This window comes from Hassallia byssoidea VB512170 (genome assembly GCF_000817785.2).
Classification (GTDB): domain Bacteria; phylum Cyanobacteriota; class Cyanobacteriia; order Cyanobacteriales; family Nostocaceae; genus Hassallia; species Hassallia carrinoi.
Genome location: NZ_JTCM02000008.1, coordinates 99,445 through 115,179, shown reverse-complemented (window position 1 = coordinate 115,179; position 15,735 = coordinate 99,445). Strand labels below are relative to the sequence as shown.

18 protein-coding genes are annotated in these 15,735 nt (G+C 42.2%); 8 read left to right on the top strand and 10 right to left on the bottom strand.

Going from position 1 to position 15,735, the window contains the following annotated elements; translation table 11 throughout:
• Positions 1 to 557: 557 nt before the first annotated feature.
• Entirely contained in the window at positions 558 to 917 is a 360-nt protein-coding gene (locus PI95_RS06555) for a helix-turn-helix domain-containing protein (RefSeq protein WP_039753292.1), read from the top strand.
• Positions 918 to 1,178: 261 nt separating this feature from the next.
• Here PI95_RS06555 and PI95_RS06550 read toward each other — a convergent pair whose 3' ends face one another.
• Complete coding sequence (locus PI95_RS06550) at positions 1,179 to 1,856, bottom strand: polysaccharide deacetylase family protein (RefSeq protein ID WP_039753293.1); 678 nt, start codon at positions 1,854 to 1,856, stop codon at positions 1,179 to 1,181.
• Between the two features lie 216 nt (positions 1,857 to 2,072).
• On the opposite strand from PI95_RS06550, the gene PI95_RS06545 reads away from it, so the two are divergent.
• Both PI95_RS06545 and PI95_RS06540 read left to right on the top strand, forming a co-directional pair.
• Complete coding sequence (locus PI95_RS06545; RefSeq protein WP_039753294.1) at positions 2,073 to 2,933, top strand: RnfABCDGE type electron transport complex subunit D; 861 nt, start codon at positions 2,073 to 2,075, stop codon at positions 2,931 to 2,933.
• A 100-nt stretch (positions 2,934 to 3,033) separates the two neighbouring features.
• Entirely contained in the window at positions 3,034 to 4,410 is a 1,377-nt protein-coding gene (locus PI95_RS06540) for a DUF2330 domain-containing protein (RefSeq protein ID WP_039753295.1), read from the top strand.
• Positions 4,411 to 4,579: 169 nt separating this feature from the next.
• On the opposite strand, the gene PI95_RS06535 is transcribed toward PI95_RS06540, so the two are convergent.
• Genes PI95_RS06535 through PI95_RS06525 form a run of 3 tightly spaced genes read right to left on the bottom strand, consistent with a single transcriptional unit; the run spans position 4,580 to position 6,903 of the window.
• Positions 4,580 to 5,596, bottom strand: a complete 1,017-nt coding sequence (locus tag PI95_RS06535; protein ID WP_039753297.1) for a zinc-dependent alcohol dehydrogenase family protein — start codon at positions 5,594 to 5,596, stop codon at positions 4,580 to 4,582.
• Between the two features lie 25 nt (positions 5,597 to 5,621).
• Positions 5,622 to 6,278: an NADPH-dependent F420 reductase gene (locus tag PI95_RS06530; protein ID WP_052325828.1), complete on the bottom strand. Its 657-nt coding sequence runs from the start codon at positions 6,276 to 6,278 to the stop codon at positions 5,622 to 5,624.
• A gap of 49 nt (positions 6,279 to 6,327) precedes the next feature.
• Positions 6,328 to 6,903 carry a nuclear transport factor 2 family protein gene (locus PI95_RS06525; RefSeq protein WP_039753298.1) on the bottom strand — a complete coding sequence of 192 codons (576 nt, stop codon included), beginning with the start codon at positions 6,901 to 6,903 and terminating at the stop codon, positions 6,328 to 6,330.
• Between the two features lie 133 nt (positions 6,904 to 7,036).
• On the opposite strand from PI95_RS06525, the gene PI95_RS06520 reads away from it, so the two are divergent.
• Complete coding sequence (locus tag PI95_RS06520; protein ID WP_039753300.1) at positions 7,037 to 7,954, top strand: LysR family transcriptional regulator; 918 nt, start codon at positions 7,037 to 7,039, stop codon at positions 7,952 to 7,954.
• A 42-nt stretch (positions 7,955 to 7,996) separates the two neighbouring features.
• Here the strand turns inward: PI95_RS06520 and hpsU are convergent, their stop codons facing one another.
• The gene (gene hpsU / locus PI95_RS06515) at positions 7,997 to 8,590 is read right to left on the bottom strand and encodes a hormogonium polysaccharide biosynthesis acetyltransferase HpsU (RefSeq protein ID WP_039753303.1); all 594 of its coding nucleotides are present in this window, start codon (positions 8,588 to 8,590) and stop codon (positions 7,997 to 7,999) included.
• 31 nt (positions 8,591 to 8,621) lie between these two features.
• On the opposite strand from hpsU, the gene PI95_RS06510 reads away from it, so the two are divergent.
• Positions 8,622 to 8,783 (top strand): hypothetical protein, encoded by a 162-nt coding sequence (locus PI95_RS06510; RefSeq protein ID WP_163518658.1) that lies wholly within the window; start codon positions 8,622 to 8,624, stop codon positions 8,781 to 8,783.
• Here PI95_RS06510 and PI95_RS06505 read toward each other — a convergent pair.
• From PI95_RS06505 to PI95_RS06495, 3 genes are all read right to left on the bottom strand, one after another.
• Positions 8,752 to 9,693, bottom strand: coding sequence for a glycosyltransferase family 2 protein (locus tag PI95_RS06505; protein WP_039753305.1), 942 nt, complete (start codon positions 9,691 to 9,693; stop codon positions 8,752 to 8,754). The two genes, PI95_RS06510 and PI95_RS06505, sit on opposite strands and share 32 nt — an antisense overlap.
• A 15-nt stretch (positions 9,694 to 9,708) precedes the next feature.
• Positions 9,709 to 10,635, bottom strand: coding sequence for a glycosyltransferase family 2 protein (locus PI95_RS06500; protein WP_039753307.1), 927 nt, complete (start codon positions 10,633 to 10,635; stop codon positions 9,709 to 9,711).
• 170 nt (positions 10,636 to 10,805) lie between these two features.
• Positions 10,806 to 11,591, bottom strand: coding sequence for a hypothetical protein (locus tag PI95_RS06495; protein WP_039753309.1), 786 nt, complete (start codon positions 11,589 to 11,591; stop codon positions 10,806 to 10,808).
• A 219-nt stretch (positions 11,592 to 11,810) separates the two neighbouring features.
• On the opposite strand from PI95_RS06495, the gene cobU reads away from it, so the two are divergent.
• On the top strand, positions 11,811 to 12,356 hold the full coding sequence (cobU, locus tag PI95_RS06490) for a bifunctional adenosylcobinamide kinase/adenosylcobinamide-phosphate guanylyltransferase (RefSeq protein ID WP_039754170.1): 546 nt from the start codon (positions 11,811 to 11,813) through the stop codon (positions 12,354 to 12,356).
• 56 nt (positions 12,357 to 12,412) lie between these two features.
• Positions 12,413 to 12,841: a hypothetical protein gene (locus tag PI95_RS06485; protein WP_039753311.1), complete on the top strand. Its 429-nt coding sequence runs from the start codon at positions 12,413 to 12,415 to the stop codon at positions 12,839 to 12,841.
• 5 nt (positions 12,842 to 12,846) lie between these two features.
• Here PI95_RS06485 and PI95_RS06480 read toward each other — a convergent pair whose 3' ends face one another.
• Positions 12,847 to 12,984, bottom strand: coding sequence for a hypothetical protein (locus PI95_RS06480; protein WP_163518657.1), 138 nt, complete (start codon positions 12,982 to 12,984; stop codon positions 12,847 to 12,849).
• A gap of 72 nt (positions 12,985 to 13,056) precedes the next feature.
• Between PI95_RS06480 and PI95_RS06475 the strand changes: the two genes are divergently transcribed.
• The gene (locus PI95_RS06475) at positions 13,057 to 13,626 is read left to right on the top strand and encodes a Uma2 family endonuclease (RefSeq protein ID WP_039753313.1); all 570 of its coding nucleotides are present in this window, start codon (positions 13,057 to 13,059) and stop codon (positions 13,624 to 13,626) included.
• Positions 13,627 to 13,774: 148 nt separating this feature from the next.
• On the opposite strand, the gene PI95_RS06470 is transcribed toward PI95_RS06475, so the two are convergent.
• Complete coding sequence (locus tag PI95_RS06470; protein ID WP_039753315.1) at positions 13,775 to 15,364, bottom strand: helix-turn-helix domain-containing protein; 1,590 nt, start codon at positions 15,362 to 15,364, stop codon at positions 13,775 to 13,777.
• Positions 15,365 to 15,735: the final 371 nt, after the last annotated feature.

The window sequence follows — 15,735 nt, the reverse complement described above, 5'->3', positions numbered from 1 at the left end:
AATTTGTTGTTGCACGTTGGTGCTGGTGGAGCTTTGAGCGTTGGTGCTACCATCGATTGCTGCACCGTCTTGTGTGGTAACTTGGACGTTGCTTTGAGATTGACCGGCAAATGCTGCACCAGGAGCGATCGCCAAAGTTGCAGCTAGTAAACCAAAAGCCAAATTCTTCAACATAATATTTCTAGACCTGATTATTTGTGTGTTGTAGTTGGTTCAAACTGACTTATAAATCCTGTGACTCAATTTGCGTATACATACTTAAAATTTGAGGAGTTCTCAGGGTTTTTACGCTGTCGTTTGATGTTATGAGATTCAAATCAAAGTCGCATCATTCCGGATTTTTCTGAAAGTTTTTTTCAAATTGAATGTTTGCGCTTTATCTGCCCTTTATATAAACTCCCTCTAAAAGAGGTGAATCTCATACTCAATAGTTTTAACCAAAGTTCTTGGGGGTGTCAAGAGTTTGGGCAAAAGTTTTTTTTGGGAAATTCCTGGGCGCTGGTTTTTTTTGGTGCTAGGATCTACGACTATAAGTTAAAATATAAAGTGCTATAGCTGTGAAACAGAAAGCAAAACCAAGAATCGCCTTTCTGCGTGACAAAGCAGGGCTGACCCAGCTTGAGCTATCACGTCTTGTCGGAGTGACTGAAAGCACGATCCAAAACTGGGAGAGTGGCAGGACTGGGACAGACCATATTGAAAGAATCGTGAGATTTTGCCAAGCTCTAAACTGTCAGGTAGAAGACCTGATTGAGTATGTAAGTGCATCACAAGAAGAAGTTTCGGCAAAAACATCAAGATCCTTAAGCGAGATACATGACCTATTGGGGACTGACGAGCCAACCCTTGCTAGCACACCCCAACCTGAAGTAGCTCACAAGCGCAAAGTCGCTAGAAGCAACTTGAACGTATCTTAAGTAAATTCACTCATTCTTAATTTCTTCGGTCATAAGCACCAGCCAACAATTGTTGGTACTTGATTGCTTGACTATTGACACTCTTCGTGCAAGTGACAAAGTGCGTATACTACCTAAATTAAAATGTATGCGGGACACCGTATCATACTATTATTCTACTCTAAAAGGGTATTACTTGGCAGCGCCTTCATAGATAGCAACACTTCCTCGGAAATGTTGAGCGTTAACTATTGGCGCTAGCACTCTTCTTATAGGTGATTATTACCTGAGTGCTGCTTGCTGCCATAAAGTATCAACTGTCACAAACTGATAGCCTTGTTGTAGCAATTGGGGAATCAGGCTTGATGCTGTAGCGGCAACATCTTGCCCGCCGCAAGCACCATCATGCAAAACAATCAGTGAGCCGTTTTGTACTTGCTGGAGAACTCGCTGCACTACAGTAGCGACTCCTGGTCTTACCCAATCTTCTGGTACAACACTCCACATAACTGGACGGTAATTCCACTGATGTAATAATTTTAAAGTTTCCGGTGTAAAGAAGCCGTTGGGGGGTCGGACATCACGTACTTGTGACGGTTGGAGATTGCAAGCACTATGAATTGCAGCTTGGGTTTTTTCTAAGCTTTGCTGAAGTTCAGTTGGGGAAAGCATGGGGAAATTGCGATGATCGTAGCTATGCAATCCGATCCAGTGACCGCGATCGCATATTGTTTTGGCGATCGCTGGATTTCGATTGACGCAAACACCCAACCAGAAAAAACTAGCTTTAATATTATAGCGGTCTAAAACAGCTAAAAGTTCCGGCGTGTATTGTGGGTGGGGACCATCATCAAACGTGAGTGCGATCGCTTTAGAATTTGGATTTCCACACCAAAGACACTTAGGAAACGTTGGTTTGAGAATTCGGTAAACAAGCGGATATAGCGAAGCGAATTGCATCTTAAGTCTTTCAATTTTGGATTTTAGATTTTGTAAGGCTTACTATAAGAAAATTTACGCAATTGTATTATGTAAAATAAATAACTAATTAATCTAATTAATAGCCATATCTAACTTAACTGTAACAAAATTTGTAACGGCAGCATGATTTTCGCATCTACACGTTTAGATTGGTGACACACCTAAGTTTAGGGGAAATCCCTGAGTTAAAAAGCAATGTTGCTTAAAGATATACGAGATTATCAAATTTTATTTCTTTCCTTATTTCTAGTTTTGGGAATAGGTACAAGAGATTGGACGCTGCGACCAGAGTTGATTGCAGTGGCGATCGCAACCTGTGTATCAACGCAATGGCTTTTGTCAAAGGTTATTAGTCAAGAGTCATTTGCAACAGACAAAGGACAAAAAACAAACTTTCGGAGTCCTCTAATTACCGCGTTGGGACTCAGCTTGCTTTTACGGGCTGATGATTGGACGACAATGGCTTTAGCTGGATTTGTGGCGATCGCTAGTAAATTTGTCTTCAAAGTCGGCGATAAACATTTCTTCAATTCCGCCAACGCTGGTATCATTTGTGCTTTATTACTGACTCCCGATGCTTGGGTTTCACCGGGACAATGGGGTGATGATTGGTGGTATGGGCTGTTATTTGCCGGCACAGGTGGCATGATTCTCAAGCGAGTCGGACGTTGGGATACAACAGCCGCTTTTTTGCTTACATACGCTTTTATGGAAGCAATTCGCAATATGATGCTGGGCTGGACTTGGGATGTTTACTGGCATCGATTGATGAGTGGATCATTGCTGCTATTTGCCCTGTTTATGGTAACAGACCCCCGGTCAATTCCCAACGCCCGAATTGCGCGTGTAGTTTGGGCAATGTGCATCGCCATATTAACTTTTATTCTGCGGAATTATTTCTTTGTTTCCACAGCAGTTTTCTGGGCACTGTTTGCCCTTGCCCCTTTGACTATCTTGCTAGATACCTTTTGGAAAGCACCGAGATTTTCTTGGGGAGTGGGGAATAGGGAATGGGGAATGGGGAATGGGGAATGGGGAATGGGGAATGGGGAATAGGGAATAGGGAATAGGGAGACACTATCAATTATCAACTATCAACTAACAACTATCAACTAACAACTATCAACTAACAACTATCAACTATCAACTAACAAACATGAAACCTTTTCGATTGTTAATTTCTTTACTACTAACATTTGTCGCTATGTTTTGTTTTACGCCGGCGGCTTGGGCATTTTGTGGATTTTATGTTGCGAAAGCTGATGCAAAGCTGTATAACAAAGCTTCTCAGGTGGCGATCGCGCGATCGGGCGATCGCACTGTCTTGACGATGGCAAATGACTTTCAGGGCGAAGTAAAAGATTTTGCAATTGTCGTGCCTGTACCGACAGTATTACAAAAAGAGCAAGTGCGCGTTGCCCAACCGAAAATTATTGAGCGCCTAGATGCTTTTAGCGCACCACGATTGGTAGAATATTTTGACTCTGACCCCTGTGCGCCAGTTTACGAAAATAGTAGTAGATTGCCTGTACCATTACCAGCAGCACCAAGAAATCGGGTAGGAAGTGCTAGGAGTGCTGAGAATTTAGGTGTGACTGTCGAAGCGCGTTTCAACGTTGGCGAATACGATATTGTAATTCTTAGCGCGAAAGAATCTGGCGGACTGGAAACTTGGTTGAACCGCAACGGTTATAAAATTCCTAGAGGGGCAAAACAGCTACTTCAGCCTTACATTCGTTCCTCAATGAAATTCTTTGTTGCTAAAGTCAACTTAGATAAATTTGAGGAATCTGGCTATCAGTTTCTGCGTCCTTTGCAAATTTCTTACTCTTCACCTAAATTCATGCTGCCAATTCGTTTGGGCATGATTAACGCCACAACCGAACAAGATTTGATTGTCTACATTTTATCGCCCAAAGGACAGGCAGAAATTACGAATTACCGGACAGTGAAAGTTCCTTCAGGTGATAATATTCCTTTATTTGTCAAAGATGAATTTAGCGACTTTTATAAATCCATGTTTCAAACTTCTTACATCAAAGAAGATAGAAAAGTGGCATTTTTAGAATATGCTTGGGATATGAGTAATTGCGATCCTTGTTCTGCCGAACCTCTCAGCCAACAGGAACTCAAGCAAGCGGGTGTATTTTGGCTAGATAATGATTTTGGGGTGAACGCACCCGCACCCCGCCGCATTCGTCCACCAAGCCCTTCTAGTAGCGTTTTCATTTCTCGTCTGCATGTCCGCTACACCCGCGACAAATTCCCGGAAGACTTGATGTTTCAGCAAACCTCTAACCGCGAATCTTTTCAGGGACGTTACGTTTTGCAACACCCGTTTACAGGTGAAGTTACATGTTCTGCGGGAAGAGAATATAAGCGGTCTTTGGGTAAGCGTTTTGAAAAAGAAGCGCAAACTCTTGCTAAATTAACTAACTGGAATATTCAAGACATTCGCCAAAAAATGAAGCTTGTGGGGCAGGTAAGTAGTTCTTGGTGGCAAAATCTCTTCTCTTGGCTGGGATTAGCGTAAGCTAAGAAAGTAGATCGATACTATCGGTGCAGGCTTTGCTAGGCTATTTTTGAAGGCTCTATCAATTATGGAAACATCGTAGAGACGTAAAGAGTGGAACGTCTCTACAAATTATCAAATTAAATGACTACGTATTTTTTGATTACCTAGATTACTGCTGGTTTAACAATTAAACCGTCACCACAATTTTTCCGTTCTGCTGATTCGATTCCATGTAGCGATGTGCTTCGACAATTTCATCTAATTTGAAAACGCGCTCATCAATTACAGGTTTAAGTTGTCCTGATGCCAAACCTTCGTAAATAAATTTGACTCCTCTTTGCACAGCTTCTTCGTTACGCGATAAACTCAATGCATCGCTACCTGTAAACTCAAAAACAGCATAAACGGGGAATTTAATTGACTTCGTAATCGCAGGTAACAAGGGAAAAATCGTCGGTTCTGACGATAAGGTACCGTAAATAATAATAGTGCCTTTGGGTGCAGTCACTTCCACAAGTTGCGCTAGTGTGGGACCTGCAACTGGGTCATAAACCAATTCTACACCGCGATCGCCTGTAATTTCTTTGACTCGACCTGCCAAATCTTCTTCATTGGTAACAATAACATAGTCTGCCCCTGCATCAACGAGATTTTGGCGTTTTGCTTGGGTTCTGGTGGTAGCAATTGTAATCGCTCCCATCATTTTTGCCAGTTGAATTGCGGAATATCCAGTACTGCTTGATGCAGCAGTAATTAAAACATATTGCCCTGGTTGTAACTTACCCACATCTGCAAATGCAAAATATCCAGTTAAATATTGCAGCCATGCTGTTGCGGCTTCTGTGGAAGTAAGATTGTCAGGATAACGAAAGGCTGCATTAGCAGGGACAATCACTTGTTCGCCGTAAGTACCGTAATCCCGCATCGAAAAAAATGGACCGGTACTAACTTTATCGCCTACCTTTAAGTTTGTTACATTTTCGCCAATTGCTTCAACTATACCCGCTGCTTCATAACCGAGACTTGAAGGCAATTTTGGCATTTCCACATAATTACCTTCGCGGAACAAAACTTCCGCACGGTTCAACCCAATTGCTTCAACTTTGATGCGAATTTCGTCTTTACCGGGTTCTCGTACTTGTACATCTTCAAGTTTGAGAACATTTGCATCACCAAGTTGATGAAAACTAACTACCTTAGCCATAGTGATATTTTTCCTTTTCTAGTAATTACTTCAAGCGGGTGATAGAAAAAGCAAAATCCTTAAGTTCATTGGCTTCCATAACTTCGTGCCATAATCTCGCCAAATTTTCCAGCAAATGTGCGCTCGATAGACGACCTGCATCTACCGGAATAAAACCGCTGTCTTCAATCAGTTGAACGACTAAATGCTTGGCTTGTTTATCATCTCCGCACAAAAAGACAGTTAGCTTGTTTGTGTCAGACTCCTGAGTTGCCTTTACCAAAAGCTCGGCAGGGAAATGATTAAAGGCTTTGACAATCCGCGCACCCACCAATCGTTTTTGTAGCTCTTCGGAAGTAGAGCCGGCTTGTGGGATCTCAAAAATGTGTTCTCCTGGTGCAGTACCGACGATGGTCTCAGTCGTTGTGAGCGGATTCATAGTATCAATTACAATTTTGCCTTCGAGTGAACCCAGACCGTTGAGCACTTGTTCCATCTTTCTCCAAAGCACAGAGAACAAAATTACGTCTGCAAACTCTACAACTTCATCCGCTTGACCTGATGAGCCATTAACACCCATTTCAGCAACTAACGGTTCTAGTTTTGAGAGATTGCCGGAGTTGCTGACCATCACTTGATGACCAGCGTGTGCCCAAGATGAATGCAAGCGTCCCACCGATTTGTCCTGCTCCGATGATGCCAATTTTCATTACTAAACTCCTTATCTGTAAAATTGCCGTCAAATCATCAGCTTAAAAAAGTGGTTGGCGGATTTGGTTACGCTCACTCGCTTTGGCTGCGAAGTAATGCCGTGTAGCATCATCAATCGGGAAAACTTGGGAAACAGCCATTTGGTCAATGGTTAAGCGTGCAAGCTTCCATTCGTTTTCTTTACGGAAATTCATGACTTGAATTCCGTGTGCAATTAGCTGAGGATTGTCTGATACTGGTAATTCAGAGGTATCAGCAAATTTCAACACATTTAAGTAGCTAACTGAGGTTGCTGTTTCATCTGTTTCACCATAGACAATAATATTTACTGGTTGATGGCGGATACCATTTAGCAAAACTGCCTGGTTTGCTTGCCAAAATTCTGTGTGTGCTTTTTTACCTTCACGATATGCTAGGGCATGGTCATAAATAAAATTGTCTGTGACAAACGCTTCAATGACATCAAAATGACGTGAATCTAATGCAAGCTCGAATAATTGAGTTTTTTCAATTAGTTCGAGTTTGTCTTCTGCCGATAATTTGATGCCGTCTTTCTGGATGTAGCTAGCAAACAGCGCAGCAGGAATATTCGCACTTGGCTTTTCATTAGTAAGCATGGTTACATTCCCTTAAATATTAATCTGTGAAATTACTAAAAAATATGTATTGGTAAAGGTTTGTTTTTATGTCTCAACCTTTCCTATATCCATACTCGCAAGATTATAATTATTTGTCCAATCTATTAATAATATGAGTGTCATTCATCATTTCAATCTTGCAGGGGTAGACCTCAACTTGCTGGTTGTATTCGATGCGTTGATGACTTCCCAGCACCTTACCCGCGCTGCCGAAAAAATTGGGCTGTCGCAACCAGCAACCAGCAACGCCCTTTCTCGACTGCGGAAACTATTTAAAGATGATTTGTTTATCAAGACATCTAAGGGGATGACACCGACACCAAAGGCAATTGAGTTAGCTGAATTTATCCATGAGGTGTTGTTGCAAGTCCAAACAGCTATTTACAGCGAGTCGCAATTTATCCCCAAACAGAGCGATCGCATCTTCAGACTTGGTATGGATGATTACTCAGAGCTAGTATTTTTACCAAAATTATTGAAACAACTTGAAATACTTGCTCCAAAGGTGAAAATTCAGGTACGCTCAACTAATTGGATGCGATCGCCTAAACTACTTGATGCTGACGAAATTGATTTGGCGATCGGGCATTGTCCACAATTTCAAGCGTGGCATACTCGACAATTACTTTACCAAGAGCATTTTGTCTGTTTGTTTGCAGAAAAATTTCTTTTCCAGAAAGCGATCGCTCTAGAGGAGTATATCGCAGCTTCTCACCTGCTTGTATCTCCCAAAGAAGATATGGTGGGCTTGGTAGATAAGGCTTTGGCTCTTCAAAACCTAAGCCGAAATGTTGCCATGTCTGTACCCAACTTTCTGATTGTACCGTTTATTTTGGTAAATACAAATTTGATTGCAACTCTGCCTGCACAGCTAGTCAAAACATTTGTGGAAGTTTGGCAATTATATGCTTCCCCACTACCATTTGAAATGACTGGTTTTTCCGTAGATATACTGTGGCATAACAAAAATGACCGCGACCAAGGGCACATATGGTTACGGAATTTGATTTCTCAAATATGTGTAAATTAGTAGAAAGAAGTTGGAGCAGTGGCTTCAACTTCTCAAATCTACTCACTTCTGCCTGGGATACCTCGGACGGCAGGGATTTCCCCAAGCTACTTGTCCTGCGGGTATGTCACTTAAAACAGTGCTACGAGCGCCGATTACGGCGTTAGCGCCAATTGTCACTCCTGGGGCAACAAAACAATCTGTTGTTACCCATGCGCCATTACCAATGGTGATAATTGCTGTTTTCAGTCCAAAGGCTGGATCTTTGATGTCATGAGTACCAGTACATAGATAACTTTTCTGGGAAATTACGCAGTGTGAGCCGATGTGGATTTCATCAAGACTGTATAAAACGACATCATCACCAATCCAGCTATAATCGCCAATACTGATTTTCCAGGGGTAAGTGAAGCGGGCGGTAGGGCGAATTAATACACCTTTGCCGACTTTTGCCCCAAACAGCCGGAGTATAGCGCAACGGAGATTACTGAGGGGCTGAGGAGTCAGTGGAAAGGCGATCGCTTGTACAAACCACCAAAATAAAATATACCAACCCGGACGACCCCGATCGAACCAGGATTGGTCATACTTGCGTAAATCTACAAAAGGTTCTGCATCAACTACCGACGGTTGTTTACTCACATTCAACTGGGACATCAAATTTTGAATTGGGAATTGGTAATGGGTAATGGGTAATGGGGAATTGGGAATTGAAAATTGGGAATTGGGAATTGAAAATTGGGAATTGGGAATGAGAAAAGTCCATTACCCATTACCCATTCCCCATTCCCCATTCCCCATTCCCCATTCCCCATCTTCTACGTTGCCGTTTGTTGAATTTCTTGCGTGAGGGATGGTGCTGCCGATTTGGGGGTGCTGGTAGTATTTAGTTGCCCGCCACAACTACGTAACTCGTAGAGTTTCACTCCAATTTGGTATTCATATTGACTCAGCAAGCGGGCGTAGGTATATCCAGCTTTGCCATCCAAAAAGCCGCGCTGAATAATGTAGAACAAAATAAACCGCAAAAATGGTTTAAATGGCAAACGTACCCAAACTTTTTTCAAAAAGCGCTTGCGTTGCACTGCATCACCAAATAAATTTGCGCCAATAGTGCCGCTGTCATCTTTACCTGTGAGAATGTTGAAATAAACACGCGCTTCCCAGTTGGAATAGCGGTTATGTCTTTCTAACCAGTGGAACAAGTCGCGGAAGTCTTCATGAAGCATATCGTTTTTCAGATAGCCGACTTTCCCCGGTAAAATAACGTGTTCGTGAACTTCATTATCGCCAGTGTTGGGAATATCCTCAGTGTTGAGATTTTCGTAGCGACCTTTGGCGTGTTTAAATAAACGCAGGTTCCAATCAGGATATTTACCACCGTGGCGAATCCATTTACCTAAGAAAAATACGCGGCGGTTGAGGTAATAACCATCGTGTTCATCATTTTGAATTGCTTGAGCAATTTCATCCCAAAGTTCGGGGGTGATGCGCTCATCGCAATCGACAATTAGCACCCATTCATTACGGAAAGGTAGATTTTCTAAAGACCAATTTTTCTTTTTGGGCCAGCGTCCATTAAAGTGGAACTGCACGAGGTTTGCACCGTAACTTTTAATAATTTCCTCGCTTTTATCGGTACTTTGAGAGTCTACAACAAACACTTCATCGGCAACAGCGACGCTAGCGAGGCAAGCTGGTAAATTTGCTTGTTCGTTTTTTGCGGGAATTAATACGGAAACTGGTATTTTTGCTGACATATTAAGTAGTTATTTCTATTTGTTATTTGATGATAAAAGACCCTGAATAGCGGCATTTAAGTAACCAATCTGACCGTAGGCATACACAAGTTTGTCAAAGCGTTCTGCTGGGTCACTTAAATGTTGCAATGATTTATACAAGCCGCGTAAAAACCTTTCGCTGCCGCGCTGCAATTGACCGATACCGGCTTTACCGGCAAGTTGTTCTCGATAGCACTCACTGATACCTTGCCACCAGCCTCGGTTTAAAAACCAGGAGCGGTTGAGGCGTTCTGGAGCGACATTGTGAGCAACTAGAGCATCGGGAAGATAAGCAACTTGCCAACCGCGTTGAAGGGCAAGTTCTGTCATTTGCAGTTCTTCATTAGATAATAAGTTTTTGCCGACTCGACCGAGATTAGGGTCAAAACCGCCAATTTCGTTGAGAAAGCTGCGGCGTATCGAGTAATTTAAGCCTCTGGGAGTTAAACCGGGCTGCTCGATGTAAACGATGCTGTCCCCTAAGTCGTATGCTCCCAAATTGGCAGCTAGTCCGGGAGATAGCCAACGTGGTTGTTGGATTCCTGGGGGCCATAATAAAGTGACTTTGCCACCTGCGATCGCGATCTTAGAGTTATTTTCATAGGCAGAATATAATATTTGCAACCAGCGCGAGCTTGCAACCGCATCGTCATCCAAATAAGCGAGAATTTCCCCCCTAGATTCTTTTGCACCAGTGTTGCGAGCGACAGATAAACCAAGCACCGGTTCAAAGACGTACTTCAAACGCGGATCGGATAACCTTTGTTCTACAACTTCGCGCGTGCGATCGCTTGAGTTATTATCGACTACCACCACCTCAAAGCCAGCGGCAAATTGCGCCAAAAGGCTATCTATAGCAGCACCTAAATAGGTGTCTCGATTGTGAGTACAGATAATGGCAGAGATTTGCGGATCTGGCATAAAGTTGATTTTGGATTTGTCAAGAGTCAAAAGTCACGCATTCAAGAGTGATTTTTCCTGTCCCCTTGTCCCCGTGTCTCCAAGGAGTCCCCTTGTCTCCTTATCGCTAAATCTATACCAAAAATTCCTGACTCACCAACCGAGTTTTTTCGGAAATAATCGTTAAAAGTTCATGCTTGTTGAATATGACTGTGTAAAACTACCAGAGTTTCCGCTAATTGACTAAGCCTAGTTTCTAGATATTGCTTGCGTCCTAGGAGTTGGCGTAACTTTTGGTAACGAGCGATCGCCATACTGACAATCGGCACTTGATCGGGTGGACATGGACGCGACCACACTTGACCGGAGGAATCTAAACCGCAAAGACGGTAGCCTGTACGCGCTGATTGATACGATACGTTTTCTTGAGCCGCGCAAATTTCTTCTACATAATCCATCAGGCGATCGACTTCCGCATGACGCAGGGTTGCGGTTCCCCCAGGTTCGCTTTCTCGTGCCTGGGACTCTAACCAGCCATTGACAATCGGACCTTCTATGTAAATATCTTGAATTTGTTTGACAATATTTTGCAATTCTTTTTGCCAAAGCGAAACGCTTTCTTGAATTTCTTGCAACAAATTAAGTGCTAATGCGGGATTAGCTGCGTTGCGATGGCTTGTGAAGCTGGGAGTTTTGAATTTGGGTAGTGCCGGCGATCTGCCATCGCTGTCTTGTGTGGGAAAGGTTTGCACTGAGTTATGATGATAAGAATGATTCTCAAATTCTGTACCAAACTCAGGTGCGTCTGCTTCGCGAAGACCTTCTTTTGATGAAACAGCATCTGCTGTAGCTTCGCTACTTCCAACGCTGATCCGAAAAGAGAAAGACTGCTTTGTAGAACTAGCTTCGGCTGAGGCTGTGCCGTTAGTTCCCAAATCGTGTAGAGTTGCCTCAATGCGTTTTAAGCCTGCTTTCATAAAAAATTACCTAACTTATCCTGTCCCCAGTGGTGTTCTAATGATTGAGAAGTGTCTCAATGGGATTTTTCTTTTTTCGCCACGAGTGGCATTAAATAATGCTGGTGCTAATTTTATCTCTTAAAAGTTATTTAGTACCAAAAATCCCACTTTGGTTGTGAAAAAATTCAAAGTAAGAAATTGCCACCACTATTAATTAAAGATACTAAGGAAAAAGCTTTGGGTAAAGTCATCCTCGTAACCGGACCTGCACGATCTGGTAAAAGTGAATGGGCAGAAATTCTCGCAATGCAGTCAGAGAAACAAGTTGTTTACATCGCCACTGCCACGCAAAACTCAGCGGACGCAGAGTGGAATCAACGCATTGCCCAACACCAAAAACGCCGTCTTGAAGATTGGGTAACGCTGGAAGTACCGATAGAATTATCCGCTACTCTTGCGGATGCTCAACCAAATATCTGTCTGTTGGTAGATTCTTTGGGAACTTGGGTAGCTAATCTACTCTCTCAGGAGGATGCAATCTGGGAAAACACGGTTGCAGAATTGTTAGAAACGGTGGATTTGGTTGCGGCTGATATGATATTTGTGGCGGAAGAAACAGGTTGGGGTGTAGTGCCGGCTTATCCGGTTGGGAGAAATTTTCGCGATCGCCTTGGTTCTTTAATCCGCCAGTTGGCTACGGTTTGCGAAGCTGTTTATTTAGTTACTGGTGGTCATGTTCTTAATCTCAGTGTTCTTGGTTCCCCGTTACCACCAAAATCTTAATTTAAAATTAAGTATTCCAAATTAGAAATTTGATGTCGCAAGCTTAATATTGTGGTATGGCAACCAAACACGAAGTAAAACAATACCTCGCCTACTGGTTTCAGTTAGGCAAAAAGGTGATGATAAATAATGGTTCGGCAAGTCTGTTGCCGCAACCAGTAATTCAAGGCGATCGCTATAGTGACGAATTTGAAACGACATGGCAGCAAATTATCTCACCAGAAACAGGTGAGTGTTACTTAGAGGGTACGCAAGAAACTATTGACGAACTGCTGACACCGAGTTGGGAAATGAGCCATTGCAGTCGTTGTACCATGCCAGTACCCGTGCGAAGCTTGGGAATGCCACCTGAATTATGTCCGTGTAATGATTTACTTAATTGGCCCAATACAGAATTACCAGCACCGCGATCGCCAGTGAATAATACTGAACAATTAACCGCAATTCGCGATCGCTTGAATAATGTTTCGTCTACAAGCAGATAACTTATTCAGAGGAGCAAAAGTTCTGATGATGTAATGCGATCGGGCAAGAAACGATTACAGTATTTAGGCGATCGCATTTCTGCCTTAAAGAAAGGAACGACTGGAACCTTGGCATTGAAAGAGAAAGCTGGATTTCTCTTCACTAACTTCACGTCCCTGCTTGGCTGGAGCAAAAGGAGGTAAAAAAATTATCAGAAGTTGAGGCTAGGATAACAATGGTAGAAGCAGCAAATAAAGTATTGACCCTAGAAGAATTTCTCGCACTATCAGAAACTAAGCCAAGCTTAGAATACATCGACGGTCAAATCATTCAAAAACCCATGCCTCAAGGAAAACATAGCACTATTCAAGGAGAACTCTGTCCCACAATCAATTCTGTTATAAAAGTACAAAAAATTGGTTGGGCTTTTCCAGAATTACGTTGCACTTTTGGAGGACGTTCTATAGTTCCCGATGTCGCTGTATTCTCTTGGGCAAGGCTTCCTATAGACGAAAATGGTGATATTGCCAATACATTTACTGTAGCACCCGACTGGATAATCGAAATTCTTTCCCCAGAACAAAGCCATACAAAAGTTACAAAAAAAATCTTACACGCTCTCAACCACGGAACTCAAATGGGTTGGTTAATTGACCCTGATGAGCGATTCATTGCTGTTTATCCTGCGGGACGACAACCTTTACCTTTTGAAGAAGTTGATGGTGTTTTGCCGGTGCCAGAGTTCTGTCAGGGGTTACAGTTGACGGTAGGTGATATTTTTGGGTGGTTAAAGGTGACAATATAATTATTAATTCATAATTCATAATTCATAAAAAATGGGTAAAGCGCGAACACGCTCATGAAAAATTCAATTGTCAACTTTTTAAGTGGATTCAAGCTGACACTGATTGAAATTATGAATTATTAATTATTAATTATGAATTACATTGCTATTACCCCATATTCAACACTTTCCTTAACACCGCTTGGTCTTCTGACTTCGCTTTTAAGCGACCATTTTCGACATCTCGAATCCAGCTTTGGCTTTTACCTGTCAACTTTGCTAATTCTCTTTGGGAGAGATTCAGATTTTTTCGTGCTTGTAAAATCTGTTCCCCAAGCAAATCGCCAGTGGTTTTTATCTTTTTTCTGGTGCTTCGAGTTTGTCGCTGATTTTTCTGAGATTTCGGGATTGGCTGTTCCCATTCTGGAGGTAGTTCAAACGACAAAATTCGAGCGTTCATCAGCAAATTCCACTTACCACGCGGACCTGTGTCTGTCAAGCGAGTGTCAGCACCACCGTCAGTAGTCCAAAATTCTAATGCTTCTTCTGGATCTTCGGGAATATCAATTAACTTTGCCCACAAAGGTTGAATTTCTGGTGGATAGGTAATCGGGTCGAAAACTGCTTTGATTCCATAATGATGGAGAATTTCCAAATCACTTTCAAAAGTTCGCAGCAGTCGTTTGCGTTCTTCTCGATGTCTGGTTGCGTGGTTGACTTTTTCCTCACCGTAAGCAACTTTCACCAAGGTGGGAACGGTGATGCGTTGGGAAGTGCCCATTTTAGTTTTAAATAGCAGCCATAGCATTAATCGCGCTGCACCTTCATGTTGTTGCCAAATGCTCATGATTGTGCTTAACAAAGATTTGGGCAGACTGCGATATTGATAAAATGCAGTTCGCTCTTTGCATCCTTGTTTATTTAAGAAATACCGCGTCCAAATGCCAGCTTTGACTTTAAAAGTTAGCCCGACTAGATATTTACACCCCAGATTATCTTCTTGAAAATAGTGCTGAATGTCTACTATGTGCCACAAGCGACTGCCTGTAACTGAAAAACCTTTGATTCGACCTTGTTGGGGCCAGTCAATGGTGGTTATCAGCGAGCAAGCTTGCAGTACAATATTTTTCATGAGAGCGAGTTTGGCGTTTTTACTCAAGTCTTTGCGTTTCTCTAATCCTAAATATTTCTCGATTTGGCGATCGTCGATCGCAAACTCTTGCTCCCAAGGTTGCTCGGAAGCTGTAGCATAAGCAGCAAAAATTAAATGGATGCAAGCAGCTCTGATATCAAGTGCTTCAATTGCCTGTAACTCTGTTGCTTTTTCACTTACTTTAAATGGATCGGTAATGTGAAATGCGATCGCTCCCTTACCTTGGTTAACTTGTCTCCCATAACATAAGAAACCCTGTTCATCGATTTGCCAAGGTAAAGATGTTCGCTGTGCCAACACGTTGCAAGCTTCCCAAATGACGATCGCTGATGCAAACGGATTACTCTTCCCATTGGCAAATAAATCTGAACTTGTGGCATCTCTAGGTTCAACTTTGCATCTTCCCTTTTTCGCTTGCCAAGGAATCGGTGATTTTGTAGGACAAGCGATTACACATTGCGGTTCGGGGTAATAACCTTCGCAATTGTTACAAAGACAAGGGTCGATCCAATATTCATCGTTCTCTATTTTGATCGCACCTGTAGGACATTGAGGACGGCAGTTATCACATCCAACGCAACTGTTGTTAGGAATTGTATAAGGCATACGGCAATTGCCACTCTACTCGCTCTCGATATCTGGCTCAAGTCTCAGAATGGATGTATTTACTTTCTTTAATACTCACCACCACAATATTTCGACTGCAAGAATATTATTTTCTTGCGAAATTAATCAAGGAACATCCATATTAAGTACTTTGCATCCAACTGAATGCTATAAAAGCTTTTAACTAAAGCCTAATATTACTTATTTATTAAATATATATTTCACTAATCTTAAGATAACGTTGTTCACTTCGGATCTGAGAAATATTTTTTAATATCTTACATTATCGGATATATATAAACATTTACTTGTTGAACATAATAAAAATTCATAATTGTTATTAACGAACATTTAGCTTTTTAGCCAGAGGT